This window comes from Luteibacter sp. 329MFSha, assembly GCF_900111665.1.
Taxonomy (GTDB): Bacteria; Pseudomonadota; Gammaproteobacteria; order Xanthomonadales; family Rhodanobacteraceae; genus Luteibacter.
The window spans coordinates 161497-181530 of the sequence record NZ_FOJE01000002.1; the positions used below are offsets into that span (position 1 = coordinate 161497).

Here is a 20034-nt window from a genome sequence, read left to right on the forward strand (position 1 = left end):
GATCCCGAACCCCAGCGAGCCGCCATGACCCCGCACGCCCCGTACCCGATCGGCACACCCGGAAAGCCCTGGAGCCCCGCGGACATCGCGGCGTGGCGGGCGCTGCAGCACAAGCGGCGCAGCCATGCCGACGACGTGGTGGCCGCCATCGAGCCGATGCGGCGCGACTTCGACGTCGTGAAGTACGGCTCGGTGACCTACGACGGCACGCGCTACCCGTTCCTCGCGGTGCGTAGCCGCGGCTGGAACGACGCGCTGCCGACGATGGTGGTAACCGGTGGCGTGCACGGCTACGAGACGAGCGGCGTGCATGGCGCGCTGCAGTTCCTTGCCGATCATGGCCGTGACTACGACGGCCGCGCGAACGTGCTGGTCGTGCCGTGCGTGAGTCCCTGGGCGTACGAGCGCATCCATCGCTGGAACCCCGACGCCATCGACCCCAACCGCAATTTTCGCGAGGGGAGCCCGTCGCAGGAGTCGGCCGCGCTGGTCGCGTTGCTGGCACCGTTGCGCGACGTCGCGCTGATGCACATCGACCTGCACGAGACCACCGATTCCGACGAGTCGGAATTTCGACCGGCGCTCGCCGCGCGCGACGGCAAGGCGTACGAGCCCGGCGAGATTCCGGACGGCTTCTACCTCGTCGACGACACCGCGAACCCGCAGCCCGCGTTCCAGAAGGCGGTGATCGAGGCGGTGGCGCAGGTGACGCACATCGCGCCCGCCGACGCGAACGGCGAGATCATCGGTTCGCCGGTGGTCGCGCCGGGCGTGATCGAGTACGACCTGAAAGCGCTCGGGCTGTGTGCGGGCATCACGAACGCGCGCTACACGACGACGACCGAGGTCTATCCCGACAGCCTGCGTGCGACGCCGCGGCAGTGCAACGACGCGCAGGTGGCGGCGGTGCGCGCGGCGATCGACTACGCGCTGACGCATCCGGGCGGTTGACCGTGCCCCGCCGCGCGCACCGGCAAACGGTGCGGGCGTTGAGTAGGATAGGAGGCTGACGCCAACGGGGGATGTCGATGCGTACGACCGTGCTTGTCACCGCCGCGGCCTTCGGGTTGTTCACCGCGCATGTCGCGAACGCCGAGGACGATACCGCGCGGCTGAAGCGCGAGGCGCAGGCGGTGACCATCGTGCGCGATGACTGGGGCATCGCGCACGTCCATGGCCGAACGGATGCGGACGCGGTCTTCGGCATGGCGTACGCCCAGGCGGAAGACGACTTCAATCGCGTCGAGACCAACTATCTCGTGGCGCTCGGACGGCTGGCGGAGGCGGAAGGCGAATCCGCACTCTGGCAGGACCTGCGCCAGCGGCTCTTCATCGATCCCGACGATCTCAGGCGCGACTACGCGCGCAGCCCGGCATGGCTGAAGCGTCTGATGGACGCGTGGGCCGACGGGCTCAACCACTACCTCGCCACGCATCCCGCAACGCATCCGCGTGTCATTCGTCGTTTCGAACCCTGGATGGCGCTCAGTTTCAGCGAAGGCAGCATCGGCGGCGACATCGAGCGCGTGTCCACCGCGAAGCTGCAGGCGTTCTACGGGAAGGACCCGGCCGGTGCGCTCGCGCAGTTCGCGCCGCCGTCGAGCTGGGCCGAGCCGACCGGTTCGAACGGCATCGCCATCGCGCCGAAGCTGACCGTGGACGGGCATGCGCTGCTGCTCATCAATCCGCACACGTCGTTCTTTTTCCGCTCCGAGCTGCAGATGTCGAGCGACGAGGGGCTCGACGCCTATGGCGCGGTGACGTGGGGGCAGTTCTTCATCTACCAGGGCTTCAATCGCCACATCGGGTGGATGCATACGTCGACGACGCTCGATGCCGTGGACGAGTTCGCCGAAACCGTCGAGCGCCGCGATGGTCGCCTCGTCTATCGCCATGGGGATCGCTGGCGTCCCGTCACGTCGCGGGAGGTCGCCCTGATCGTGCGCGCCGATGACGGCACCCGTGCCGAGCGGCGCTTCACCGTGTACGGCACGCACCATGGCCCGGTGATCCGCGACGAGGGCGGCAAGTGGATCGCCATCGCCCTCATGAACAGGCCGCTGGCGGCACTGCAGCAGAGCTGGCTGCGCACGAAAGCGAACGATTACGCGGCGTACATGAAAGTCGCGGACCTCAAGGCGAACTCGTCGAACAACACCATCTACGCGGACGACAAGGGCAACATCGCGTACCTGCATCCACAGTTCATTCCGAAGCGCGACGACCGCTTCGACTATACGAAGCCGGTCGACGGCAGCGATCCCGCGGCCGACTGGCAAGGACTGCTGCCACTCGACGCGGCGCCGCGACTGTTCAATCCACCGACCGGGTGGATCTTCAACACCAACGACGGCCCATGGTGGGCGGCGGGCCCGGATAGTCCGAAGGCATCGGACTATCCGCGTTACATGGACGCGGTGGGCGAGAATCCGCGCGGCCTGCACGCGACGCGCGTCCTCACGGGGCGCCGCGACTTCACGCTGGCGTCGCTGATCGACGCGGCGTTCGATCCGTTCCTGCCGGCGTTCGCACGCCAGCTGCCGATCCTCATTGCCGACTACGACGCGCTGCCCGCGTCCGACCCGCTGAAGGCCAGGCTCGCCGGCCCCGTCGGCCTGCTGCGCCACTGGGATTACCGCTGGGGCATCGCGTCGATGCCCACGTCGCTCGCCGTCTTCTGGGGCGACATCCTGTGGGACAAGGCGAGCAAGCTCGACAACGAGGAAGGTCTGTCGGTCTACGACGTCATGGCCGGGAAGGCCGGGCCGAAGGCGCGGCTCGACGCGCTTGCCGAAGCGGCCGACCGGCTGGAGAAGGATTTCGGCAGCTGGGGCGTACCGTGGGGTGAGGTCAACCGCTTCCAGCGCGTCGACGGTGCCATCAGGCAGCGCTTCGACGATGCGAAGCCGAGCATCCCCGTGCCGTTCACGTCGTCGCGCTGGGGCTCGCTGGCGTCGTTCGGCGCGCATCGCTGGCCCGGAACGAAGCGCTATTACGGCACCAGCGGCAACAGTTTCGTCGCGGTGGTCGAATTCGGCGACCGGGTGCGCGCCCGCGCGATCACCGCGGGTGGGGAGAGTGGCGACCCGTCATCGAAGCATTTCGACGACGAAGCCGAGCGCTATACGACGGGCCATCTGCGCCCGGTGTACTTCTGGCCGGACGAACTCGAAGGGCACGTCGAGCGGACGTACCATCCGGGGGAGTGATGGCGTGTGCCTGCCGGACGTGTGCATCTTCGATGGCCGGCATGCATGACTTATCGAGGGGAGAGCGATGATGGGTTGGCGGAAACTGTTCGCGGCCTGTGCCATGGCGTTCTGCGCGTCGGCCATGGCCGAGGACGCGGCGACGTATCTGCTCAAGGCCGACCGCGTGTTCGACGCACGCGGCGAAGAAGCGCACGACGGCTGGGTGGTGCTCGTGCGGGGCGGGAAGATCGTCGATGTCGGACCGGCGGCGAAGGTCGCCGTGCCGTCGGGCGCGCAGACGGTGGACCTGCCGGGCACGACGTTGCTGCCGGGCCTGATCGACGCGCACTCGCACCTCTTCCTGCATCCGTACAACGAGACGCTCTGGAACGACCAGGTACTGAAGGAGACGCTCGCGTTCCGCACCGTGCAGGCGGTGAAGCACGCGCGCGACACCCTGATGAGCGGATTCACGACGCTGCGGGATCTCGGCACGGAAGGCGCGGGATACGCGGATGTCGACGTGCAGCATGCGATCGACACGGGGCTGATCCCCGGGCCGCGTCTCTTCGTCGCCACACGCGCGATCGTCGCGGGGCATTGCTACGGACCCGGACCGCTGGGTTTTCGCGACGACATCGACCTGCCTCAGGGCGCGGCGCCGGTCAGCGGCACCGCGCAGATGATCGACGCGGTGCGCGATCAGGCGGCCCACGGGGCGGACTGGATCAAGCTTTACGCCGACTATCACTGCGGCAAGGCGAAGGGATCGTCCCCCACGTTGAGCCAGGAAGAATTGAACGTCGCCGTCGAGACGGCCCACGCGCTGGGCCTGCCCGTGGCCGTGCATTCGAGCACGCCCGAGGGCATGCGGCGCGCCGTCATGGCGGGCGTGGACACGATCGAGCACGGCTACGACGGCACCGCCGAGGTGTTCGCGCTCATGAAGAAACACGGCGTGGCCTTCATGCCCACGCTCGAGGCCAGCGCCGCGTACGCGGAATACTTCGGCGGCTGGAAACCCGGCCAGCCGTCGACCGAGGCGATGCAGAAGGCCGCGCGTGCGTTCCGGCTCGCGATGGAGGCGGGCGTCACCATCGGCAATGGCAGCGACGTCGGCGTGTTCATGCACGGCACCAACTACAAGGAACTGGAGTGGATGGTGCGCGACGGCATGTCGCCGACGCGGGCCCTGCTCGCCGCGACCACGGTCGACGCGAAGGTGCTGCGCCAGCAGGAGCGCATCGGCCAGCTGAAGCCTGGGCTCGACGCGGACATCATCGCCGTGCAGGGCGACCCGACCAAGGACGTGGGGTCGCTGGCGCGGGTCGCGTTCGTGATGAAAGGTGGGGTGGTTTATCGGGGGCCGGGAGTTCGCGCCTCGCCGTAACGGCTGCGGCGCCGTGGCCGCGCTTACGCGGGAACGGCGTCGAGCTCGCCGTCGACGGGCTGTCCCTTCTCCATCGCTTCGAGCGGCGGCGCGGTGGTTGCCGCGTCGGTCGCGCTGCCGACGTGATGCTCCAGGGAGGCGTCGGCGTCCTCGTAATAGCCCGGCGACCAGTTGTGCCGGCGGGCGTTGTCCGCGTCGCGCACGGTTTCGAAGTGCACCTGGTGCGGGAAGAACGTTAGTGCGTTGAGTGAATCGGCGACGTACATGACCATGCCTCGATCGCACGAAAGGCGTGCGCAAAGCCGGTGGGGCGAGCCGGTACTCGCGTCCTCACGGAAAGCGGGGGAAGTACCTCCGTGAGCGTAGATCGATGGGCCGGGTGGACTCCGCGGCGTCCGCGCCACGGAGCGGATACCACGATGCTCCCGATCGTATTAAGCCGTCGTTTTCGCGTGATGATGCTTTCACTTGTATCTATGCGATCTCGCGGTGAGGTGTGAGGAACGTCACGCCGGTGAGCGCCTCGCTCAGCGTCCAGAGCCGCTCCGCGCTGTCGGGATCGATCGCCCAGGGCCGCACCCCGACGTCCTCGCTGAGATTGCCGATCGTGGCGTCGGCGTCGGTCAGGATCGGCGAGATGTCGTTGTCCTCGCAGTACACGCCGCCCATCCCGTCGAGGCGCGGACTCGTGGCCGTCCATACGCTCGTCGACGCGCCCTGCTGCACGCTCTTCAGGCCGCGCGCGAGATCGACGACCGGCCGGCCTTCGTCATCGATGGCGCCGCGTGCGCGCAGGTCGTCCTGGCTCATGTGCCGCGCGAGGTCGGTGACGATGGCGCCCGGATGCAGCGCGAACGCGCGCACGCCGTGATCGCGTCCGCGCGTGTCGAGCGCGACGGCGAACAGCACGTTGGCGGTCTTCGACTGGCCGTACGCGACCCAGGGATCGTACGCGCGACGCTCGAAGTGCGGATCGTCGAAGTCGACGGCCGCGAAGCGGTGGCCGCGCGACGAGACCGAGACGACGCGTGCGCCGCGCGCGCGGGCCAGGGCGGGCCAGAGACGGGCGGTCAGCTGGAAGTGGCCGAGGTGGTTCGTCGCGAACTGCATTTCGTAGCCGCGGCGGTCGCGCGTCAGCGGGGGCGCCATGATGCCGGCGCCGTTGATCAGGATGTGCAGCGGTTCGTCCCGGGCGACGAAGCGTGCCGCGAAGGCGTCGATGGAGGCGGGGTCCGCGAGGTCCATCGGGTGGACCTCGGCGTCGATACCGGCGAGGGTGCGGGCCGCCTTGTCGAGATCGCGGGCGGGCACGATGACGCGCGCGCCGGCCGCGCGAAGTGCGCGCGTCGTTTCGACGCCGATGCCGGAGTAACCGCCCGTGACGATCGCGGTCCTGCCGGAAAGGTCGATGCCCGCGAGCACGTCGCTGGCGGTGGAGGCGGCGGTGAAGCCGGAATGGATGGGGCTTTGCGGGGTGCGCATGTGAATCTCCTCGGGGATGGCGATTCCAGCGTACGTGCGTCGCGTCGAACGATGAATGCTTGAAAGTGCGTCTTACATGCCCGATCGTCCGGAAATGGCCTTCGATCCCATCTCGGACATCCTCCGGCTGGCGAGCGTCGAATCGGTCGTCTCGGGCGGTTTCACCGCCGGCGGCGACTGGGCGATCCGCTTTCCCGCCCCGGACAAGCTCAAGTTCTTCGCCGCGGTCCGCGGTGACCTCTGGCTACGCCTGGCCGATAGCGGCGAGACCGTGCGGATCGAATCCGGTGACGTGCTCCTCCTCGTCGCGCCCGAGGCCTTCGTCATGGCCAGCGACGTGTCGATCGCGCCGGTCGAGGCGCACGTCCTGTTCTCGGGCCGGGCGACGCCCATCGTGGCCGCCGGCAGGGGCGACGACGTGCTCATGATCGGAGGGCACGTCCGCGTGGACCGCGCCTATGCGGCGATGCTTGCGGAGGCCTTGCCGCCGCTGGTCCACGTGCGCGGAAACGCCCCGGAAGCGCAGGCGATGCGCTGGATCGTCGACAGGATGGTGGACGAGAGCGCGGGCGATCTCCCGGGCGCCGGTCTCGCCTCCACGCAGCTGGCGCAGTTGCTCTTCGTCCACCTGCTGCGGGCCCATCTCGCCTCGGGCGCGCCGATACGCGCGGGCTGGCTCGGCCTCGCCGCGGATCCCCGGCTCGCACCCGCGCTCCGGCTGATGCACGAGCGCCCCGACCAGCCGTGGCGGCTGGAACAGCTGGCCCGGGCCGCCGCCATGTCGCGGACCGTCTTCGCCTCGCGTTTCCGCGCGGCCGCTGGGGTCGCGCCGCTGACCTACCTCGCGCAGTGGCGGATGCGTCTGGCCGTCCACGCGCTTCGCCGGGGCGGCGTGCCCGTCGCGACGCTGGCGAGGGAACTCGGTTACGCGTCCGAAAGCGCCTTCAGCCATGCGTTCAAACGCATCGTGGGCGTCTCGCCGGGGCGGTACGTGGCGGCGCCGGACGGCGCAGCGGAGCCGTTTCCCATCGATCTGGCGTCGTAGCCGACGGGTGCGACCGAAAGGCGGCCGATAGACGAAACCCGGTACAATCCCCCTTTGCACAAACAGGACGCGTGCCGATGCCGACCCGTCGGCGCGCCGGTGCCACCGGGAGCGAGCCATGAACCCCCAACGAGATACCCGCGGATGATCGAAGGCACCCTGTTCGTGGTGGCCGCGCCTTCCGGTGCGGGAAAATCCACGTTGGTCAATGCGCTGCTCGAACGCGAACCGACCATTTCCCTGTCGATCTCCCACACCACGCGGCCGCCGCGTGTCGGCGAGCAGTACGGCCGCCATTACTTCTTCGTCGAGCGCCCGGACTTCGAGCGCGAGATCGCCGACGGCATCTTCCTCGAGCACGCCGAAGTCCACGGCAACCTCTACGGCACGTCGCGCACGGTCGTGGAGGAAAAGCTGGCGACGGGGTCCGACGTCCTGCTGGAAATCGACTGGCAGGGCGCGCGCCAGGTGCGCAAGGGCAAGCCGGACTGCGTCAGCGTGTTCATCCTGCCGCCGTCCCGCGTCGAGCTGGAACGCCGCCTGCGTGGCCGCGGCTCGGACGCGCCGGACGTGATCGAGCGCCGCCTGTTCAACTCGCGCGAGGAGATCGCCCACGCGCACGAGTTCGACTACATCATCGTCAACGACCGCTTCGAGGACGCCCTGGGCGACCTCCAGGCGATCGTGCGCGCCGTGCGCCAGCGCACGCCGTGGTCGGCGCACCGCCATGCCACGCTGATCGAGGAGCTCCTCGCACCATGACCGACGACGCCATCGTCCGCATCCGCGGCCTGACCACCGTCCTCAACGGCAAGACGATCTTCGACAACCTCGACCTCGACATCCCGCGAGGCAAGGTCACGGCCATCATGGGCCCCAGCGGCACCGGCAAGACCACGCTGCTGAAGCACATCACGGGGCAGATGCGCGGCGACGCGGGCAGCGTGGAACTCGACGGCCAGAACGTCCCGGCGCTGTCGCGCGAGCGCCTGTTCGAGCTGCGCGAGCGCATCGGATACCTGTTCCAGAATTCGGCGCTGCTCACCGACTTCGACGTCTTCGAGAACGTCGCGTTCCCGCTGCGCCAGCACACGCGCCTGCCGGAAGAGCTGATCCGCAACATCGTGCTCACCAAGCTGCAGGCCGTGGGCCTGCGCGGCGCCGCGCGCCTCATGCCCACCGAGCTCTCGGGCGGCATGGCGCGTCGCGTGGCGCTCGCGCGCGCGATCGTCTTCGACCCGGCGCTGATCCTCTACGACGAACCGTTCGTCGGACTCGATCCCATCGCGCTGAACCAGGTGCTGCTGCTGATCCGCACGCTCAACCAGACGCTGGGCATCACCAGCGTGCTCGTCGCGCACGAGCTGGCCGCCGTGCAGAAGGTGGCCGACCACGTGTACCTCATCGCCAACGGCAAGGTCGTGGCGCAGGGCGCGCCGGCCACGCTGGCGACCGACGGCTCGCCGTGGACCGCGCAGTTCTTCGGTGGCGAGGCCGACGGCCCGGTGCCGTTCCAGTATCCCGCGGGCGACTACGCCACCGCGCTCGGTTTCCCCGGAGGCAAGGCATGAGCAACGGGAACGACAACGTCGTCGTTCGCAGCCTGGCGCAGATCGGCGCCTGCGGGCTGTTCCTGCTGACGATCCTGGCGGCGATCCCGCGCAGCTTCCGCCACGGTCGCGAGACGGTGCGGCAGATCTGGTTCGTCGGCGCGATGAGCCTCACCATCGTCATGACCTGCGGCCTGTTCGTCGGCATGGTGCTGGGGCTGCAGCTTTACGACGTGCTATCGATCTTCGGTGGCACGTCGGCCACCGGCACGGTCGTGGCCATCGCCATCTACCGCGAACTCGGTCCGGTCGTGACCGCGCTGCTCTTCGCCGGGCGCGCCGGCACGTCGGTCACCGCGGAGATCGGCCTGATGCGCGCGACGGACCAGCTCGACGCCATGGAGATGATGGCGGTCGACCCCATCGCGTACGTGGCCGCGCCGCGCTTCCTCGCCGGTGTCGTCGCGCTGCCGCTGCTCGCGATCGTGTTCTGCGCGATGGGCGTGTTCGGTGGCCACCTGGTCGGCGTCACCTGGCTCGGCATCGACAACGGCACGTTCTGGTCGAACATGACCGCCGCGGTGGACGTCCACAAGGACATCGTCGACGGCGTCCTGCTGAAATCCATCGCCTTCGGCATCGTGGTCTCCCTGATCGCGGTGTTCCAGGGCTACACCACGCCGCCCACCAGCGAAGGCGTCGCCTATGCGACGACGCGCACGGTGGTCGCCTCGTCCATCGCCATCCTGGCGCTGGACTTCGTCCTCACCTCGTTCCTGATCTGAGGTACCGGAGACCCGCCATGACCACTCCTTCCCTTTCCAAGCATTCGAGGATCGTGCCGTGACCCAGAGACGTTCCTATGCCGTCGGCACCGGTCTGTTCATCGTGCTCGGCTTCGCCGCGCTGGCGTACCTCGCCACGCAGACCACGTCGGTCGCCAATTCGCACAGCGGTTCCACGTACACGGTGGACACGCGCTTCGCCAACGTCGGGCAGCTCAAGGTGCGGGCGCCGGTGAAGATCGCCGGCGTGCGCGTCGGTTCGGTCCAGGCCATCGACCTGGTGCCCGGCAAGGAAGAGGCCAAGGTCACGCTCGCCATCGACGATGGCCACAAGGACATCCCCGACGACTCCGTGGCCACCATCTACACGAGCGGCCTGCTGGGCGACCAGTACGTCGGCATCCAGTTCGGCCAGTCGAAGACGCCGGTCAAGGAAGGTGGCGAAATCGGCCTGACCCGTCCGGCCCAGCAGCTGGAAGAAATGCTCGGCAAGTTCTTCGGTGGCGGCAGCGCCCCGGATCGCCTGGGCGGCACCTATCACGTGACCGGCGACTTCACCAACATCGGCGGCCTGCAGCCGGGCGCGGCGGTGAAGATGGCGGGCGTGCCGATCGGCAGCGTGGATTCCGTCGTGGTGAAGCCGGGCGCGGTCCAGGCCACGGTGACCCTTGCGATCGACAAGCGCTACTCCCAGATACCCGATGACTCGTCCGCGGCGGTGTTCACTAGCGGTTTGATCGGCAGCCAGTATGTTGCGATCCAGCCCGGCGGGTCGCCGGAGTTCCTGGCGGAGGGCGACAGCTTCGTGCTGACGCAGTCCGCGCTCCAGCTGGAAGACCTGATCGGCAAGTTCCTCGTGAACGGATCGCCGAGCGATAACAAGTCCGGCGCCCAGGGCGCTGCCCAACCCGATAACGCCGGCAAGAAGTAAGGCCGGTCAGGAGACAACCCGCATGTTGCGTCAGATTTCACTCGCCATCGCCCTGGCCATGACCACCGCGGCCGCCGCGCCCGTCTTCGCGCAGGCCGCGGCCCCGGCCGCCGCCACGCAGGGCCAGCCGCCCCAGCAGGTCGTGCAGCAGATCTCCGACGACCTCGCCAAGGCCATCGAAGGTCACCAGGCCGAACTGAAGAACGACAAGGAAAAGCTGATCGCCATCATCGACGACACGTTCCTGCCGCACTTCGACATCGACTACGCGTCGATCCTCGTGCTGGGCCAGAACGCGACGAAGGCGACGCCCCAGCAGCGCGAGCGCTTCGCGAAGGCGTTCTATAACTCCATCACGCACCGTTACGCGGAAGGCCTGCTCAACTACACGCGTGGCCGCGTGAAGGTGCTGCCGTTCAGCGGAGACCTCAACAAGAAGCGCACGGTCGTCCGTACCCAGGTCATGCTCGACGACGGCAAGTCGGTGTCGGTCGATTACGCGTTCCGCCAGTCGTCGAGCGGTGACTGGAAGGCCTACGACGTGATCATCGAAGGCATCTCGTACATCACCAACTACCGCAACCAGGTCGATGCCGAGATCAAGAAGGAAGGCCTCGACAAGCTGACCGCCGACCTCGAGCAGAAGGGTTCCGCGGCGATCGACGAGCTCCAGCAGGCCGGTGGCGCGAAGCAGTGACCGCCGCCGCGTTCGCACTGAGCACGCCCGCACCGGAGACCCTCGCGGTCTCCGGTGCCCTGACGTTCGCCACGGCGTCCGACGCGCTGTCGAGCGTGCGCGGCGCGCTCGACCAGGGGCGGCAGTCGCGCCTCGACCTCGGCGGCCTGACCACGTCCGATAGCGCAGGGCTCGCCACGGTGCTGGCCGTGCTGGCGCACAGCCGGACGCAGGGCAGGGTGCTGACGGTCGAGAACATCCCCGCCGGCATGCACGCGCTGGCACGCGTATCGGGTGTGGATTCGTTTCTTTGACGGGCTGACCCACCGTTCCAGTCAAAAAAAATCCCGCCGAGGCGGGATTTTTTTTGCGCGCCATCAACCGGCCGGTGGCGTTTCCTTCTGCTCCGCCATGCGCTTTTCCAGGTAGTGGATGTTCTGTCCGCCCTGCTGGAAGCCGACGTCGGCCATGATCCGCTGCTGCAGCGGGATGTTGCACTTCACGCCTTCGATCACCGTCTCGGCCAGGGCCATGCGCATGCGCGCGATGGCGGTGGCGCGATCCGGGCCGTGCACGATGATCTTGCCGATCATCGAATCGTAGTTCGGCGGGATGCGGTAGCCGTCGTACAGGTGGGTGTCCACGCGGACACCCGGGCCGCCCGGCGCCTCGAAGCGCTTCACCGTGCCAGGGCTCGGCATGAAGGTGTCGGGATCCTCGGCGTTCACGCGGCACTCGATGGCGTGACCGGTGAGGACGATGTCTTCCTGGCGGATCGAGAGCTTCTGGCCGCTGGCGATGAGAAGCTGCTCGCGGACGAGGTCGATGCCCGTCACCAGCTCCGTCACCGGATGCTCCACCTGGATGCGGGTGTTCATCTCGATGAAGTAGAACCGGCCGTTCTCGAACAGGAACTCGAACGTGCCCGCGCCGCGGTAACCGATGCGGATGCAGGCGTCGACGCAGACCTTGCCGATCTGCTCGCGCAGTTCCGGCGTGATGCCCGGCGCCGGCGCTTCCTCGACGACCTTCTGGTGGCGGCGCTGCATGGAGCAGTCGCGCTCGCCGAGGTGGATCGCGTTGCCCTGGCCGTCGGCCAGCACCTGGATCTCCACGTGGCGCGGATTCTCCAGGAACTTCTCCATGTACACCTGATCGTTGCTGAAAGCCGCCTTGGCTTCCTGCTTGGTCATGACGATGGAGTTGGCGAGGTGGGCCTCGGTGCGCACGACGCGCATGCCGCGACCGCCGCCGCCGCCGGCCGCCTTGATGATGACCGGATAGCCGATCTCGCGGGCGATGCGGATGTTCTCGTCGACGTCGTCGCCGAGCGGACCGCCGGAACCCGGCACGCAGGGCACGCCGGCCGCCTTCATCGCGCGGATGGCCTCGACCTTGTCGCCCATCAGGCGGATGACGTCGGCGGTGGGGCCGATGAACACGAAGCCGGATTTCTCGACCTGCTCGGCGAAGTTCGCGTTCTCCGAGAGGAAGCCGTACCCCGGATGGATCGCGCCCGCGTCGGTGATTTCCGCCGCGGCGATGATCGCCGGAATGTTGAGGTAGCTCTCGGCCGACGGACCCGGACCGATGCATACGGATTCGTCGGCGAGGCCGACGTGCTTCAGGTTGCGATCGACGGTGGAGTGCACCGCGACCGTCTTGATGCCGAGCGCGTGGCACGCGCGCAGCACCCGCAGCGCGATCTCGCCGCGATTGGCAATGACGACCTTCTCAAGCATGGGTCGGGCCTCAGGCGATGACGAACATCGGTTCGTCGAATTCCACCGGCTGGCCGTTCTCGACCAGCACGGCGACGACGGTACCGGACACGTCGGCCTCGATCTGGTTGAACATCTTCATCGCTTCGATGATGCCCAGCGTCTCGCCGGCCTTGACCTGCTGGCCGACCGCGGCGAACGCCGGGGCACCCGGGGTCGAGGCGGCGTAGAACGTGCCGACCATCGGCGCCTTGACCACGTGGCCGGCCGGGAGGCCGGCGTCCGCGGCGGGAGCGGCCGGCGCGGCGGCGACCGGCGCCGCGGCCACGGGGGCGGCGGCGGGCGCGGCCATCACCTGCGGCGCGGCGACCGTGACGGCGCCCTTCGGCACGCGGGAAAGGCGGACCACCTCTTCGCCTTCCTTGATTTCCAGCTCGGCGAGGTTCGATTCCTCGAGCAGGTCGATGAGCTTCTTGATCTTGCGCAGGTCCATGGGACAAACCTTCTTGGTGGTGGGGCGGGCGCGCGCGGCGCACCCGCGAAAGGGAATCAGGCGGCCGGAACGGCCAGGCGCAACAGCGCGGCTTCGAGCGCCAGCCGGTAGCTGTCGCCGCCGAAACCGCAGATCACGCCGGCCGCGATGTCCGACAGGTACGAGTGGTGGCGGAACGGCTCGCGCGCATGCGGGTTGGACAGGTGGATCTCGATGAACGGGATCGCCACGCCCGCCAGCGCGTCGCGCAGGGCCACCGACGTATGCGTGAAGGCGGCCGGGTTGATCAGGATCCAGGCGGTGCCCTCGTCGCGCGCCTGATGGATGCGGCCGATGAGGTCGGCTTCGGCGTTCGACTGGTAATAGCCGAGATCGTGTCCCGCCCTCTGGGCGCGGGTGAGCAGCGACGCATTGATGTCGGCGAGGGTTTCGCTGCCGTAGACCGCGGGCTCGCGCACGCCGAGCAGATTGAGGTTGGGTCCGTGCAGGACAAGGATCCTGGCCACTGTTCACCTGTACCGTAGGGTCCGGAGCACCGGAACGCCGCGAAGTGTGCGCCTGTCGCCCGGCGTTGTCCAGTTCGGTGGAGTTCGGCGCAGTTCGCTGGAGATCGCGACTTTCCACACGCCGCCGTATGGTCTTGCAGGAGCCGCCATGCGGCGGGATGGCGCTTGTAGGAGCGCACCTGGGCGCGATGGGTGCTTGCGGCGAGCCCCATCGCGCCCAGGTGCGCTCCTACAAGTCGCTCGTGTCGTCGCTGTCGTGTACGAACAGCCGCCTCCACCCCTCATGCCCCAGCTTGTCGAGCGTGGCCATGTTGGTTTCGAAGATGGCCGAGGCGTCAGGGAAGGCGGCCACCGCTCGGTCGATGCTGGCTTCGCGCAGGAGATGCAGGGTCGGAAAGGGCGAGCGGTTCGTGTAATTGGTGATGTCGTCCGCCGCCGTGCCCTCGAACTGGAAGTCGGGGTGGAAGCTGGCGACCTGGATCTCGCCTTCGAGGTCGAGGTCGGCGACGGTGTCGTCCGCCACCTCGAGGAACTCGTTGAAGTCGAGGAAATCGCCGAGGACGTAGGGGTGGATCAGCAGCGTGGTGTCCGTCGTTTCCGGATCCGTGTCCCTCAGTAGCTCCAGCTCCCGCACGAGGTCCGCGTGCAGCTGCAGCGGCTGCGTCGCCTCGCTGACGACATAGCGGACCTGTCCCTTGCGCTGCACGGCCTTGGCGAACGGGCAGAGGTTGAGGCCGATGACGGCGCGTTCCAGCCAGGTGCGGGTGGCGTCGATGGCCTCGTCAGGCGAGGGTGGGGGCGTTTGGGTGGGTGCGTCGTTCATCGTCCGAGCCAGTCGTCGAGTTCCGCCTGGCTGAAGGTGCCGAGCTTGCGCCGCAGGATACGCCCGTCCTCGCCGATCAGGACGCTATAGGGCAACACGCGGCGCATGTTGCCGAAGGAGAGCGAGCCGCCGGGCGCGTCGTTGTCCGCCAGCACGATCGGGTAGTCGACCGGACGTTCGGCGAGGTACGTACGCACCGCGTTCGCGGAGTCCTCGGCCACGCCGAGGATCGCCACGTTGCGTTCGCGGTAGCGTCCCGCGTTCTCGCTCAGCAGCGGCATTTCGCGACGGCATGGCGCGCACCACGTGGCCCAGAAATTGATCAGCACGCGCTTGCCCCGCCAGTCCGAGAGCAGGCGCGGCTTGCCCTCGACGCTGACGAACGTCGCGTCCGGCGGCAGGTCGCCGACGTCCGCGACCGTGACGCCGGCGGGCGGCGGCGGATGCGCGCGCCGGTGCTCGAGGTAGAGGCCGGTCGCCGCCGCCGCGATGGCGAGCAGGACGATCCAGGCGGTGGGTCGCCGCGTCATGGATGGGCGGCGGCCTCGAGCGCCTTCTCGACGCCGTCGTAGGTCAGCACCGTCGACAGCTTGCGGCCGTCGCCACCGTTCTTCGGATACACGACGTACAGCGGCACGCCGACCGAGTGGTACTGCTCCAGGAACGCCGCGATGGTCGCGTTGACGTCGGTCCAGTCACCCTTCATGTAGACCGTGCCGGTGCGCTTCAGCAGCGCCTTGAAGGCGTCGGTGTCGAGCACCGCCTTCTCGTTGGCCTTGCAGGTGATACACCAGTCGGCCGTCATGTCGACGAGCACCGGGGTGCCCGCGGCGCGCAGCTCGGCGAGCTTCGCGGGGGAATACGGCACGGAGCCGTCCTGCGCCGTGACCGTCGCGCCCGAGGCCGCAGGTAGCCCGTGCACGGTCCACAGCGCGGCGGCGGCGCCGATCGCCAGCACGCCGGTGAACACCCAGGCGAGCGGGCGACCGCCGCGGCTGCGGCCGTACCACCACAGGGCCATGGCCAGCAGCACGCCGCCACCGAGCACGAGGGCGGCGGCATCCGCGCCGCGCTGCTTCGTCAGCACCCAGAGCAGCCAGACGGCCGTCAGGTACATCGGGAAGGCGAGCGCCTGCTTGAGAGTCTCCATCCAGCGACCCGGACGTGGGAGCAGGCGGGCGACGGCGGGGACGAAGCCCATCAGGAGGAACGGCAGCGCCAGGCCCAGGCCGAGCGCCAGGAAGATCAGGAAGGCCACGGGCAACGAGGCCGCGAACGCGAACGCGATCGCGGAGCCCATGAACGGCGCGGTGCAGGGGCTCGCCACCACGACCGCGAGCACGCCGGTGAAGAAGTCGCCCGACGGGCCCGAGCGCGAGGCCAGGCCGCCGCCGAGGTTGCCGAGCGAGCCGCCGATCTCGAACACCCCGGACATCGACAGGCCGACCGCCAGCATCACGTAGACGAGCAGGCCGATGGCCACGGGCTGCTGGAACTGGGCGCCCCATTGCAGACCGTGTCCGGCCGCGCGAACGCCCACGATGACCAGGCCGAGCGCGGCGAACGCGACGAGCACGCCCGCCGTGTACCAGAGCGCGTGCCGGCGCGCGGCGGCGGGGCTCTCGCCGCTTTCGAGCACCGTGATCGCCTTGAGCGAGAGCACCGGCAGCACGCAGGGCATGAGGTTGAGGACGAGACCGCCCAGCAGCGCGAGGCCGATGGCCGCGAGGATGCCGACCGGCGCGTCGCCGCCCGGCGTGAGGCCGGGAGGCGGCGGCGTCGGAGCGACCTCGGCCGGCGTGGCCGCCCGATCGTCGGCCTTGCCGCCGCCGATCGTCGCGGTGCCCGCCGCGAGGTCGACCTTCACCTGGCGCTTCATGACGGGATAGCAGACGCCGTTCTCCAGGCAGCCCTGGTAGGCGACGTCGAGCACGACGTCCTTCGCGTTGCCGGCGCCCGTGAGCGGAACCGGGAGTTCCACCTGGTCGTAGTAGACGATGGTGTCGCCGAAGTGTTCGTCGTGGTGCGCCGTGCCGCTCGGCCAGTCGGGCTCGCCCGCGGCGACGCCGGCCGGCGAGGTCACCTTGATCTCCGTCTTGTCGCGATAGAGGTAGTAGTCCTTCGGCATCGTCCAGCGCAGCAGGAGGCTGGCGTGATCCTTCACGAGCGCCTCGAACCGGAAGGCCTGATCGGCCGGCAGCGGCTCGGCGTCGGTGCCGGGAACGGCCTTGGGCGGGCCGAGCAGCGAGGCCGCGCTGGCGGCCGGCGCCACGGGCGTGTCGGCGGGAATCGTCGACGGGCCGCCGATCGCGAGCTTCAGGTGCTCGGTGTGCGGCGGATAGCAGATCTTCGGCTCGACCTCGTGGCAGCCCTGGTACTGGACGTCGAGCGCGAGGGTCTTCGTCCCGGCGTCGACGAGCGTGTAAGGCACCGTGGCGGCGATGTCGCCGTGGTAGATCTCGACGTCGCCAAGGTACTCGTCGTGTTTCTTCAGGCCGTCCGGTAGCGTCGGCTCGCCGAGCTTCACGGCCGCGGGTTCCGCCGCCACGATCTTGATACGTCCGCGATAGAGGTAATAGTCGGGCGCGATCGTCCAGTGCAGCTTCACGGTGCCGGGCTGACTCGCGTCGGACGTCAGCCGGAACGCCTGGGTGACGGGGAGCAGGTCGTCTTCGCCCTGGGCGAACGCGGGCAGGGCGGCAAGCAGGCCGAGGCCGGCGATCAGGTTCCGCGCGAAGCGGGCAAACGACGTCATGGCGACTCCGTGGATCGGTGCGGTGACGAACCGCGATGGGCGTCGGACATTATGACCGGCGCTACCCTGATTAGCTTGCATCGACGCTGGCTTCGAGCCAGGCCATGTAAGGCGCGTGGCCCTCCACGAGCGGCAGCGCGACGATCTCGGGCACGTCGTACGGATGGTTCGCCACGACCCAGGCCTCGACGGCCGGGAACGCCTCGCGCAGCGTCTTCACCAGCAGCAGGTCTTCGGACTCGGTGACGATCTCGCCCTTCCAGCGGTAGGTGGACCGCACGCCGGGCAGGTGGTTCACGCAGGCGGCGAGGCCGGCTTCGACCAGGCCACGGGCGAGGGTGGCGGCGGGTTCGCCGGGCGGGCAGGCGATGAGGATGGCGACGGGTTCGGACATGCGTCGCATTGTGGACACCTGTCGCACCTTTTTTGAACCCGGGACCTTGAACGGTTGGCCCAAGGCGCCATCTCTCGCGCATCCCGAGGCCCTTCCGATCCAGGGCGGCTTCTGGCTAAAATTCTGGCACTCACCCTGGCCAAGTGCTAACAGGGTGGACGAATTTCCTTATCCGTCAAACACATGCTTGGAGAAGTCATGAGCAAACTGCGCCCGTTGCACGATCGCGTCATCGTCAAGCGTCTCGAAGAAGAGCGCGTCTCGGCCGGTGGCATCGTCATCCCCGACAGCGCGACCGAGAAGCCGACCCGCGGCAGGGTCATCGCCGCCGGCACCGGTCTGCTGCTCGCCAGCGGCCAGCTGCGCCCGATGGGTGTGAAGGAAGGCGACGTGGTCCTGTTCGGCAAGTACGCCGGCCAGGAGATCAAGGTCGACGGCGAAGAGCTGGTCTTCCTGAAGGAAGACGACATCGTGGCGATTCTCGAAGGCTGATTCTTCAGCGTCTTCGGATGGCGAGTCGCAAGACTCCATAGCCCTTTCATCCTTATTCAAGAATTTTCGAGGCAAGAATTTTTATGGCTGCTAAAGAAGTCCGCTTCGGCGAAGACGTCCGCGCTCGCATGCTGAAGGGTGTCAACACCCTCGCCAATGCCGTCAAGGTCACCCTCGGCCCGAAGGGCCGCAACGTCGTGCTCGAGAAGAGCTTCGGCGCCCCGACCGTCACCAAGGACGGCGTCTCGGTCGCGAAGGAAATCGAACTCGCCGACAAGTACGAGAACATCGGCGCCCAGATCGTGAAGGAAGCCGCCTCGAAGACCTCCGACGTGGCCGGTGACGGCACCACGACGGCCACCGTCCTCGCCCAGGCGTTCATCCAGGAAGGTCTCAAGGCCGTCGCCGCCGGCATCAACCCGATGGACCTCAAGCGCGGTATCGACCAGGCCGTCACGGCCGCCGTCGCCGAGCTGAAGAGCCTGTCCAAGCCGACGGCCGACGACAAGGCCATCGCGCAGGTCGGTACGATCTCCGCCAACTCCGATTCGAACATCGGCGACATCATCGCGACCGCGATGGGCAAGGTCGGCAAGGAAGGCGTGATCACGGTCGAGGAAGGCTCGGGCCTCGAGAACGAACTCGACGTCGTCGAAGGCATGCAGTTCGACCGCGGCTACCTCTCGCCGTACTTCATCAACAACCAGCAGTCGCAGCAGGTCGAGCTGGACGACCCGTTCATCCTCATCCACGACAAGAAGATCTCGAACGTCCGCGAGCTCCTGCCGGTGCTCGAGGCCGTCGCCAAGGCCGCCAAGCCGCTGCTGATCGTCGCCGAGGAAGTCGAAGGCGAAGCCCTGGCCACCCTCGTCGTCAACACGATCCGTGGCATCGTCAAGGTCGCCGCCGTCAAGGCGCCGGGCTTCGGCGATCGTCGCAAGGCCATCCTGGAAGACATCGCCATCCTCACCAACGGCGTCGTCATCTCCGAGGAAGTGGGCCTGCAGCTCGACAAGGCCACGATCAACGATCTGGGCCGCGCCAAGCGCGTCGTGATCACCAAGGAAAACACCACGATCATCGACGGTGCCGGCGAAGCCGAGCGCATCCAGTCGCGCATCGGTCAGATCAAGGCGCAGATCGAAGAGACCTCGTCCGACTACGACCGCGAGAAGCTGCAGGAGCGCGTCGCCAAGCTCGCCGGTGGCGTGGCCGTGATCAAGGTCGGTGCCGCGACGGAAGTCGAGATGAAGGAAAAGAAGGCCCGCGTCGAAGACGCCCTGCACGCCACGCGTGCGGCCGTCGAGGAAGGCGTGGTCCCGGGCGGCGGCGTCGCCCTGATCCGTGCGCTCAAGGCTCTGGAAGGCCTCAAGGGCAAGAACACGGACCAGGACCTCGGCATCGCGATCACCCGTCGCACGCTGGAAGCTCCGCTGCGCGCCATCGTCACGAACGCCGGCGACGAAGCTTCGGTCATCGTCAACAAGGTCAAGGACGGCTCGGGTAACTTCGGTTACAACGCCGCCAATGGCGAGTTCGGCGACATGATCGAGTTCGGCATCCTGGACCCGACCAAGGTCACGCGTTCGGCCCTGCAGTTCGCCGCCTCGGTGGCCGGTTCGATCATCACGACCGAAGCGGCCGTGAGCGAGCTGCCGAAGAAGGACGAAGGCCACGGCCATGGCGCCCCGGGCGGCATGGGTGGCATGGGCGGCATGGACTTCTAAGTCCCGCTTCCCGACGCAGTCGCTTCAACGAAAAGGGCCTCGCGCAAGCGAGGCCCTTTTTTTGCACGGGCGA

At 68.1% G+C, this 20034-nt stretch carries 21 protein-coding genes; 12 read left to right on the top strand and 9 right to left on the bottom strand.

Features of this window, described 5'->3' with window-relative positions; translation table 11 throughout:
• The first annotated feature begins 24 nt into the window (after nt 1-24).
• From BMW54_RS12080 to BMW54_RS12090, 3 genes are all read left to right on the top strand, one after another.
• Entirely contained in the window at nt 25-951 is a 927-nt protein-coding gene (locus BMW54_RS12080; RefSeq protein ID WP_090056263.1) for a M14 family metallopeptidase, read from the top strand.
• Nucleotides 952-1028: 77 nt separating this feature from the next.
• Entirely contained in the window at nt 1029-3209 is a 2181-nt protein-coding gene (locus BMW54_RS12085; RefSeq protein ID WP_175472847.1) for a penicillin acylase family protein, read from the top strand.
• Between the two features lie 67 nt (nt 3210-3276).
• Nucleotides 3277-4581, top strand: a complete 1305-nt coding sequence (locus tag BMW54_RS12090) for an amidohydrolase family protein (RefSeq protein ID WP_090056267.1) — start codon at nt 3277-3279, stop codon at nt 4579-4581.
• Between the two features lie 23 nt (nt 4582-4604).
• Here BMW54_RS12090 and BMW54_RS12095 read toward each other — a convergent pair whose 3' ends face one another.
• Entirely contained in the window at nt 4605-4853 is a 249-nt protein-coding gene (locus tag BMW54_RS12095; RefSeq protein WP_090056269.1) for a hypothetical protein, read from the bottom strand.
• Nucleotides 4854-5055: 202 nt separating this feature from the next.
• Entirely contained in the window at nt 5056-6063 is a 1008-nt protein-coding gene (locus BMW54_RS12100) for an oxidoreductase (RefSeq protein ID WP_090056270.1), read from the bottom strand.
• Nucleotides 6064-6139: 76 nt separating this feature from the next.
• Here BMW54_RS12100 and BMW54_RS12105 point away from each other — a divergent pair, with 76 nt between their 5' ends.
• From BMW54_RS12105 to BMW54_RS12135, 7 genes are all read left to right on the top strand, one after another.
• Nucleotides 6140-7108, top strand: a complete 969-nt coding sequence (locus BMW54_RS12105) for an AraC family transcriptional regulator (protein WP_217642656.1) — start codon at nt 6140-6142, stop codon at nt 7106-7108.
• A gap of 144 nt (nt 7109-7252) precedes the next feature.
• A complete protein-coding gene (gene gmk / locus BMW54_RS12110) occupies nt 7253-7870 on the top strand; it encodes a guanylate kinase (RefSeq protein ID WP_090056273.1) in 618 nt (205 codons plus the stop codon).
• Entirely contained in the window at nt 7867-8679 is an 813-nt protein-coding gene (locus BMW54_RS12115) for an ABC transporter ATP-binding protein (protein WP_090056274.1), read from the top strand. Before gmk ends, BMW54_RS12115 begins: the two co-directional genes overlap by 4 nt.
• Nucleotides 8676-9443, top strand: a complete 768-nt coding sequence (mlaE, locus tag BMW54_RS12120) for a lipid asymmetry maintenance ABC transporter permease subunit MlaE (RefSeq protein WP_090056276.1) — start codon at nt 8676-8678, stop codon at nt 9441-9443. The genes BMW54_RS12115 and mlaE overlap by 4 nt, the downstream gene beginning before the upstream one ends.
• 58 nt (nt 9444-9501) lie before the next feature.
• Nucleotides 9502-10374, top strand: coding sequence for an outer membrane lipid asymmetry maintenance protein MlaD (gene mlaD / locus BMW54_RS12125; protein ID WP_090056278.1), 873 nt, complete (start codon nt 9502-9504; stop codon nt 10372-10374).
• 22 nt (nt 10375-10396) lie between these two features.
• The gene (locus BMW54_RS12130; protein ID WP_090056280.1) at nt 10397-11071 is read left to right on the top strand and encodes an MlaC/ttg2D family ABC transporter substrate-binding protein; all 675 of its coding nucleotides are present in this window, start codon (nt 10397-10399) and stop codon (nt 11069-11071) included.
• Complete coding sequence (locus BMW54_RS12135; RefSeq protein ID WP_090056281.1) at nt 11068-11364, top strand: STAS domain-containing protein; 297 nt, start codon at nt 11068-11070, stop codon at nt 11362-11364. Before BMW54_RS12130 ends, BMW54_RS12135 begins: the two co-directional genes overlap by 4 nt.
• Before the next feature lie 63 nt (nt 11365-11427).
• Here BMW54_RS12135 and accC read toward each other — a convergent pair whose 3' ends face one another.
• The 7 genes from accC to cutA all read right to left on the bottom strand — a co-directional run bounded on the left by accC (nt 11428) and on the right by cutA (nt 17742).
• Nucleotides 11428-12792 (bottom strand): acetyl-CoA carboxylase biotin carboxylase subunit, encoded by a 1365-nt coding sequence (gene accC, locus BMW54_RS12140; protein WP_090056284.1) that lies wholly within the window; start codon nt 12790-12792, stop codon nt 11428-11430.
• A gap of 10 nt (nt 12793-12802) precedes the next feature.
• Entirely contained in the window at nt 12803-13264 is a 462-nt protein-coding gene (gene accB, locus BMW54_RS12145) for an acetyl-CoA carboxylase biotin carboxyl carrier protein (protein ID WP_090056287.1), read from the bottom strand.
• Nucleotides 13265-13320: 56 nt separating this feature from the next.
• A complete protein-coding gene (aroQ, locus tag BMW54_RS12150; RefSeq protein WP_090056289.1) occupies nt 13321-13770 on the bottom strand; it encodes a type II 3-dehydroquinate dehydratase in 450 nt (149 codons plus the stop codon).
• Nucleotides 13771-13999: 229 nt separating this feature from the next.
• The gene (locus BMW54_RS12155) at nt 14000-14593 is read right to left on the bottom strand and encodes a DUF1415 domain-containing protein (protein ID WP_090056291.1); all 594 of its coding nucleotides are present in this window, start codon (nt 14591-14593) and stop codon (nt 14000-14002) included.
• The gene (locus BMW54_RS12160; protein WP_090056293.1) at nt 14590-15123 is read right to left on the bottom strand and encodes a TlpA family protein disulfide reductase; all 534 of its coding nucleotides are present in this window, start codon (nt 15121-15123) and stop codon (nt 14590-14592) included. Before BMW54_RS12160 ends, BMW54_RS12155 begins: the two co-directional genes overlap by 4 nt.
• Nucleotides 15120-17348, bottom strand: a complete 2229-nt coding sequence (locus tag BMW54_RS12165) for a protein-disulfide reductase DsbD family protein (RefSeq protein WP_090056295.1) — start codon at nt 17346-17348, stop codon at nt 15120-15122. Before BMW54_RS12165 ends, BMW54_RS12160 begins: the two co-directional genes overlap by 4 nt.
• 70 nt (nt 17349-17418) lie before the next feature.
• Nucleotides 17419-17742: a divalent-cation tolerance protein CutA gene (cutA, locus tag BMW54_RS12170; protein WP_090057070.1), complete on the bottom strand. Its 324-nt coding sequence runs from the start codon at nt 17740-17742 to the stop codon at nt 17419-17421.
• Between the two features lie 198 nt (nt 17743-17940).
• Here cutA and BMW54_RS12175 point away from each other — a divergent pair, with 198 nt between their 5' ends.
• Both BMW54_RS12175 and groL read left to right on the top strand, forming a co-directional pair.
• On the top strand, nt 17941-18234 hold the full coding sequence (locus BMW54_RS12175) for a co-chaperone GroES (RefSeq protein WP_090056297.1): 294 nt from the start codon (nt 17941-17943) through the stop codon (nt 18232-18234).
• Nucleotides 18235-18317: 83 nt separating this feature from the next.
• Entirely contained in the window at nt 18318-19961 is a 1644-nt protein-coding gene (gene groL, locus BMW54_RS12180) for a chaperonin GroEL (protein ID WP_090056300.1), read from the top strand.
• Nucleotides 19962-20034: the final 73 nt, after the last annotated feature.

Bases quoted from the DNA above. Each gene is read 5' to 3' on its own strand.
- BMW54_RS12080 (WP_090056263.1), top strand. From the start codon at position 25: ATGACCCCGCACGCCCCGTACCCGATCGGCACACCCGGAAAGCCCTGG.
- BMW54_RS12085 (WP_175472847.1), top strand. From the start codon at position 1,029: ATGCGTACGACCGTGCTTGTCACCGCCGCGGCCTTCGGGTTGTTCACC.
- BMW54_RS12090 (WP_090056267.1), top strand. From the start codon at position 3,277: ATGATGGGTTGGCGGAAACTGTTCGCGGCCTGTGCCATGGCGTTCTGC.
- BMW54_RS12095 (WP_090056269.1), bottom strand. From the start codon at position 4,853: ATGGTCATGTACGTCGCCGATTCACTCAACGCACTAACGTTCTTCCCG.
- BMW54_RS12100 (WP_090056270.1), bottom strand. From the start codon at position 6,063: ATGCGCACCCCGCAAAGCCCCATCCATTCCGGCTTCACCGCCGCCTCC.
- BMW54_RS12105 (WP_217642656.1), top strand. From the start codon at position 6,140: ATGCCCGATCGTCCGGAAATGGCCTTCGATCCCATCTCGGACATCCTC.
- gmk (WP_090056273.1), top strand. From the start codon at position 7,253: ATGATCGAAGGCACCCTGTTCGTGGTGGCCGCGCCTTCCGGTGCGGGA.
- BMW54_RS12115 (WP_090056274.1), top strand. From the start codon at position 7,867: ATGACCGACGACGCCATCGTCCGCATCCGCGGCCTGACCACCGTCCTC.
- mlaE (WP_090056276.1), top strand. From the start codon at position 8,676: ATGAGCAACGGGAACGACAACGTCGTCGTTCGCAGCCTGGCGCAGATC.
- BMW54_RS12130 (WP_090056280.1), top strand. From the start codon at position 10,397: ATGTTGCGTCAGATTTCACTCGCCATCGCCCTGGCCATGACCACCGCG.
- accC (WP_090056284.1), bottom strand. From the start codon at position 12,792: ATGCTTGAGAAGGTCGTCATTGCCAATCGCGGCGAGATCGCGCTGCGG.
- accB (WP_090056287.1), bottom strand. From the start codon at position 13,264: ATGGACCTGCGCAAGATCAAGAAGCTCATCGACCTGCTCGAGGAATCG.
- BMW54_RS12155 (WP_090056291.1), bottom strand. From the start codon at position 14,593: ATGAACGACGCACCCACCCAAACGCCCCCACCCTCGCCTGACGAGGCC.
- BMW54_RS12160 (WP_090056293.1), bottom strand. From the start codon at position 15,123: ATGACGCGGCGACCCACCGCCTGGATCGTCCTGCTCGCCATCGCGGCG.
- BMW54_RS12165 (WP_090056295.1), bottom strand. From the start codon at position 17,348: ATGACGTCGTTTGCCCGCTTCGCGCGGAACCTGATCGCCGGCCTCGGC.
- cutA (WP_090057070.1), bottom strand. From the start codon at position 17,742: ATGTCCGAACCCGTCGCCATCCTCATCGCCTGCCCGCCCGGCGAACCC.
- BMW54_RS12175 (WP_090056297.1), top strand. From the start codon at position 17,941: ATGAGCAAACTGCGCCCGTTGCACGATCGCGTCATCGTCAAGCGTCTC.
- groL (WP_090056300.1), top strand. From the start codon at position 18,318: ATGGCTGCTAAAGAAGTCCGCTTCGGCGAAGACGTCCGCGCTCGCATG.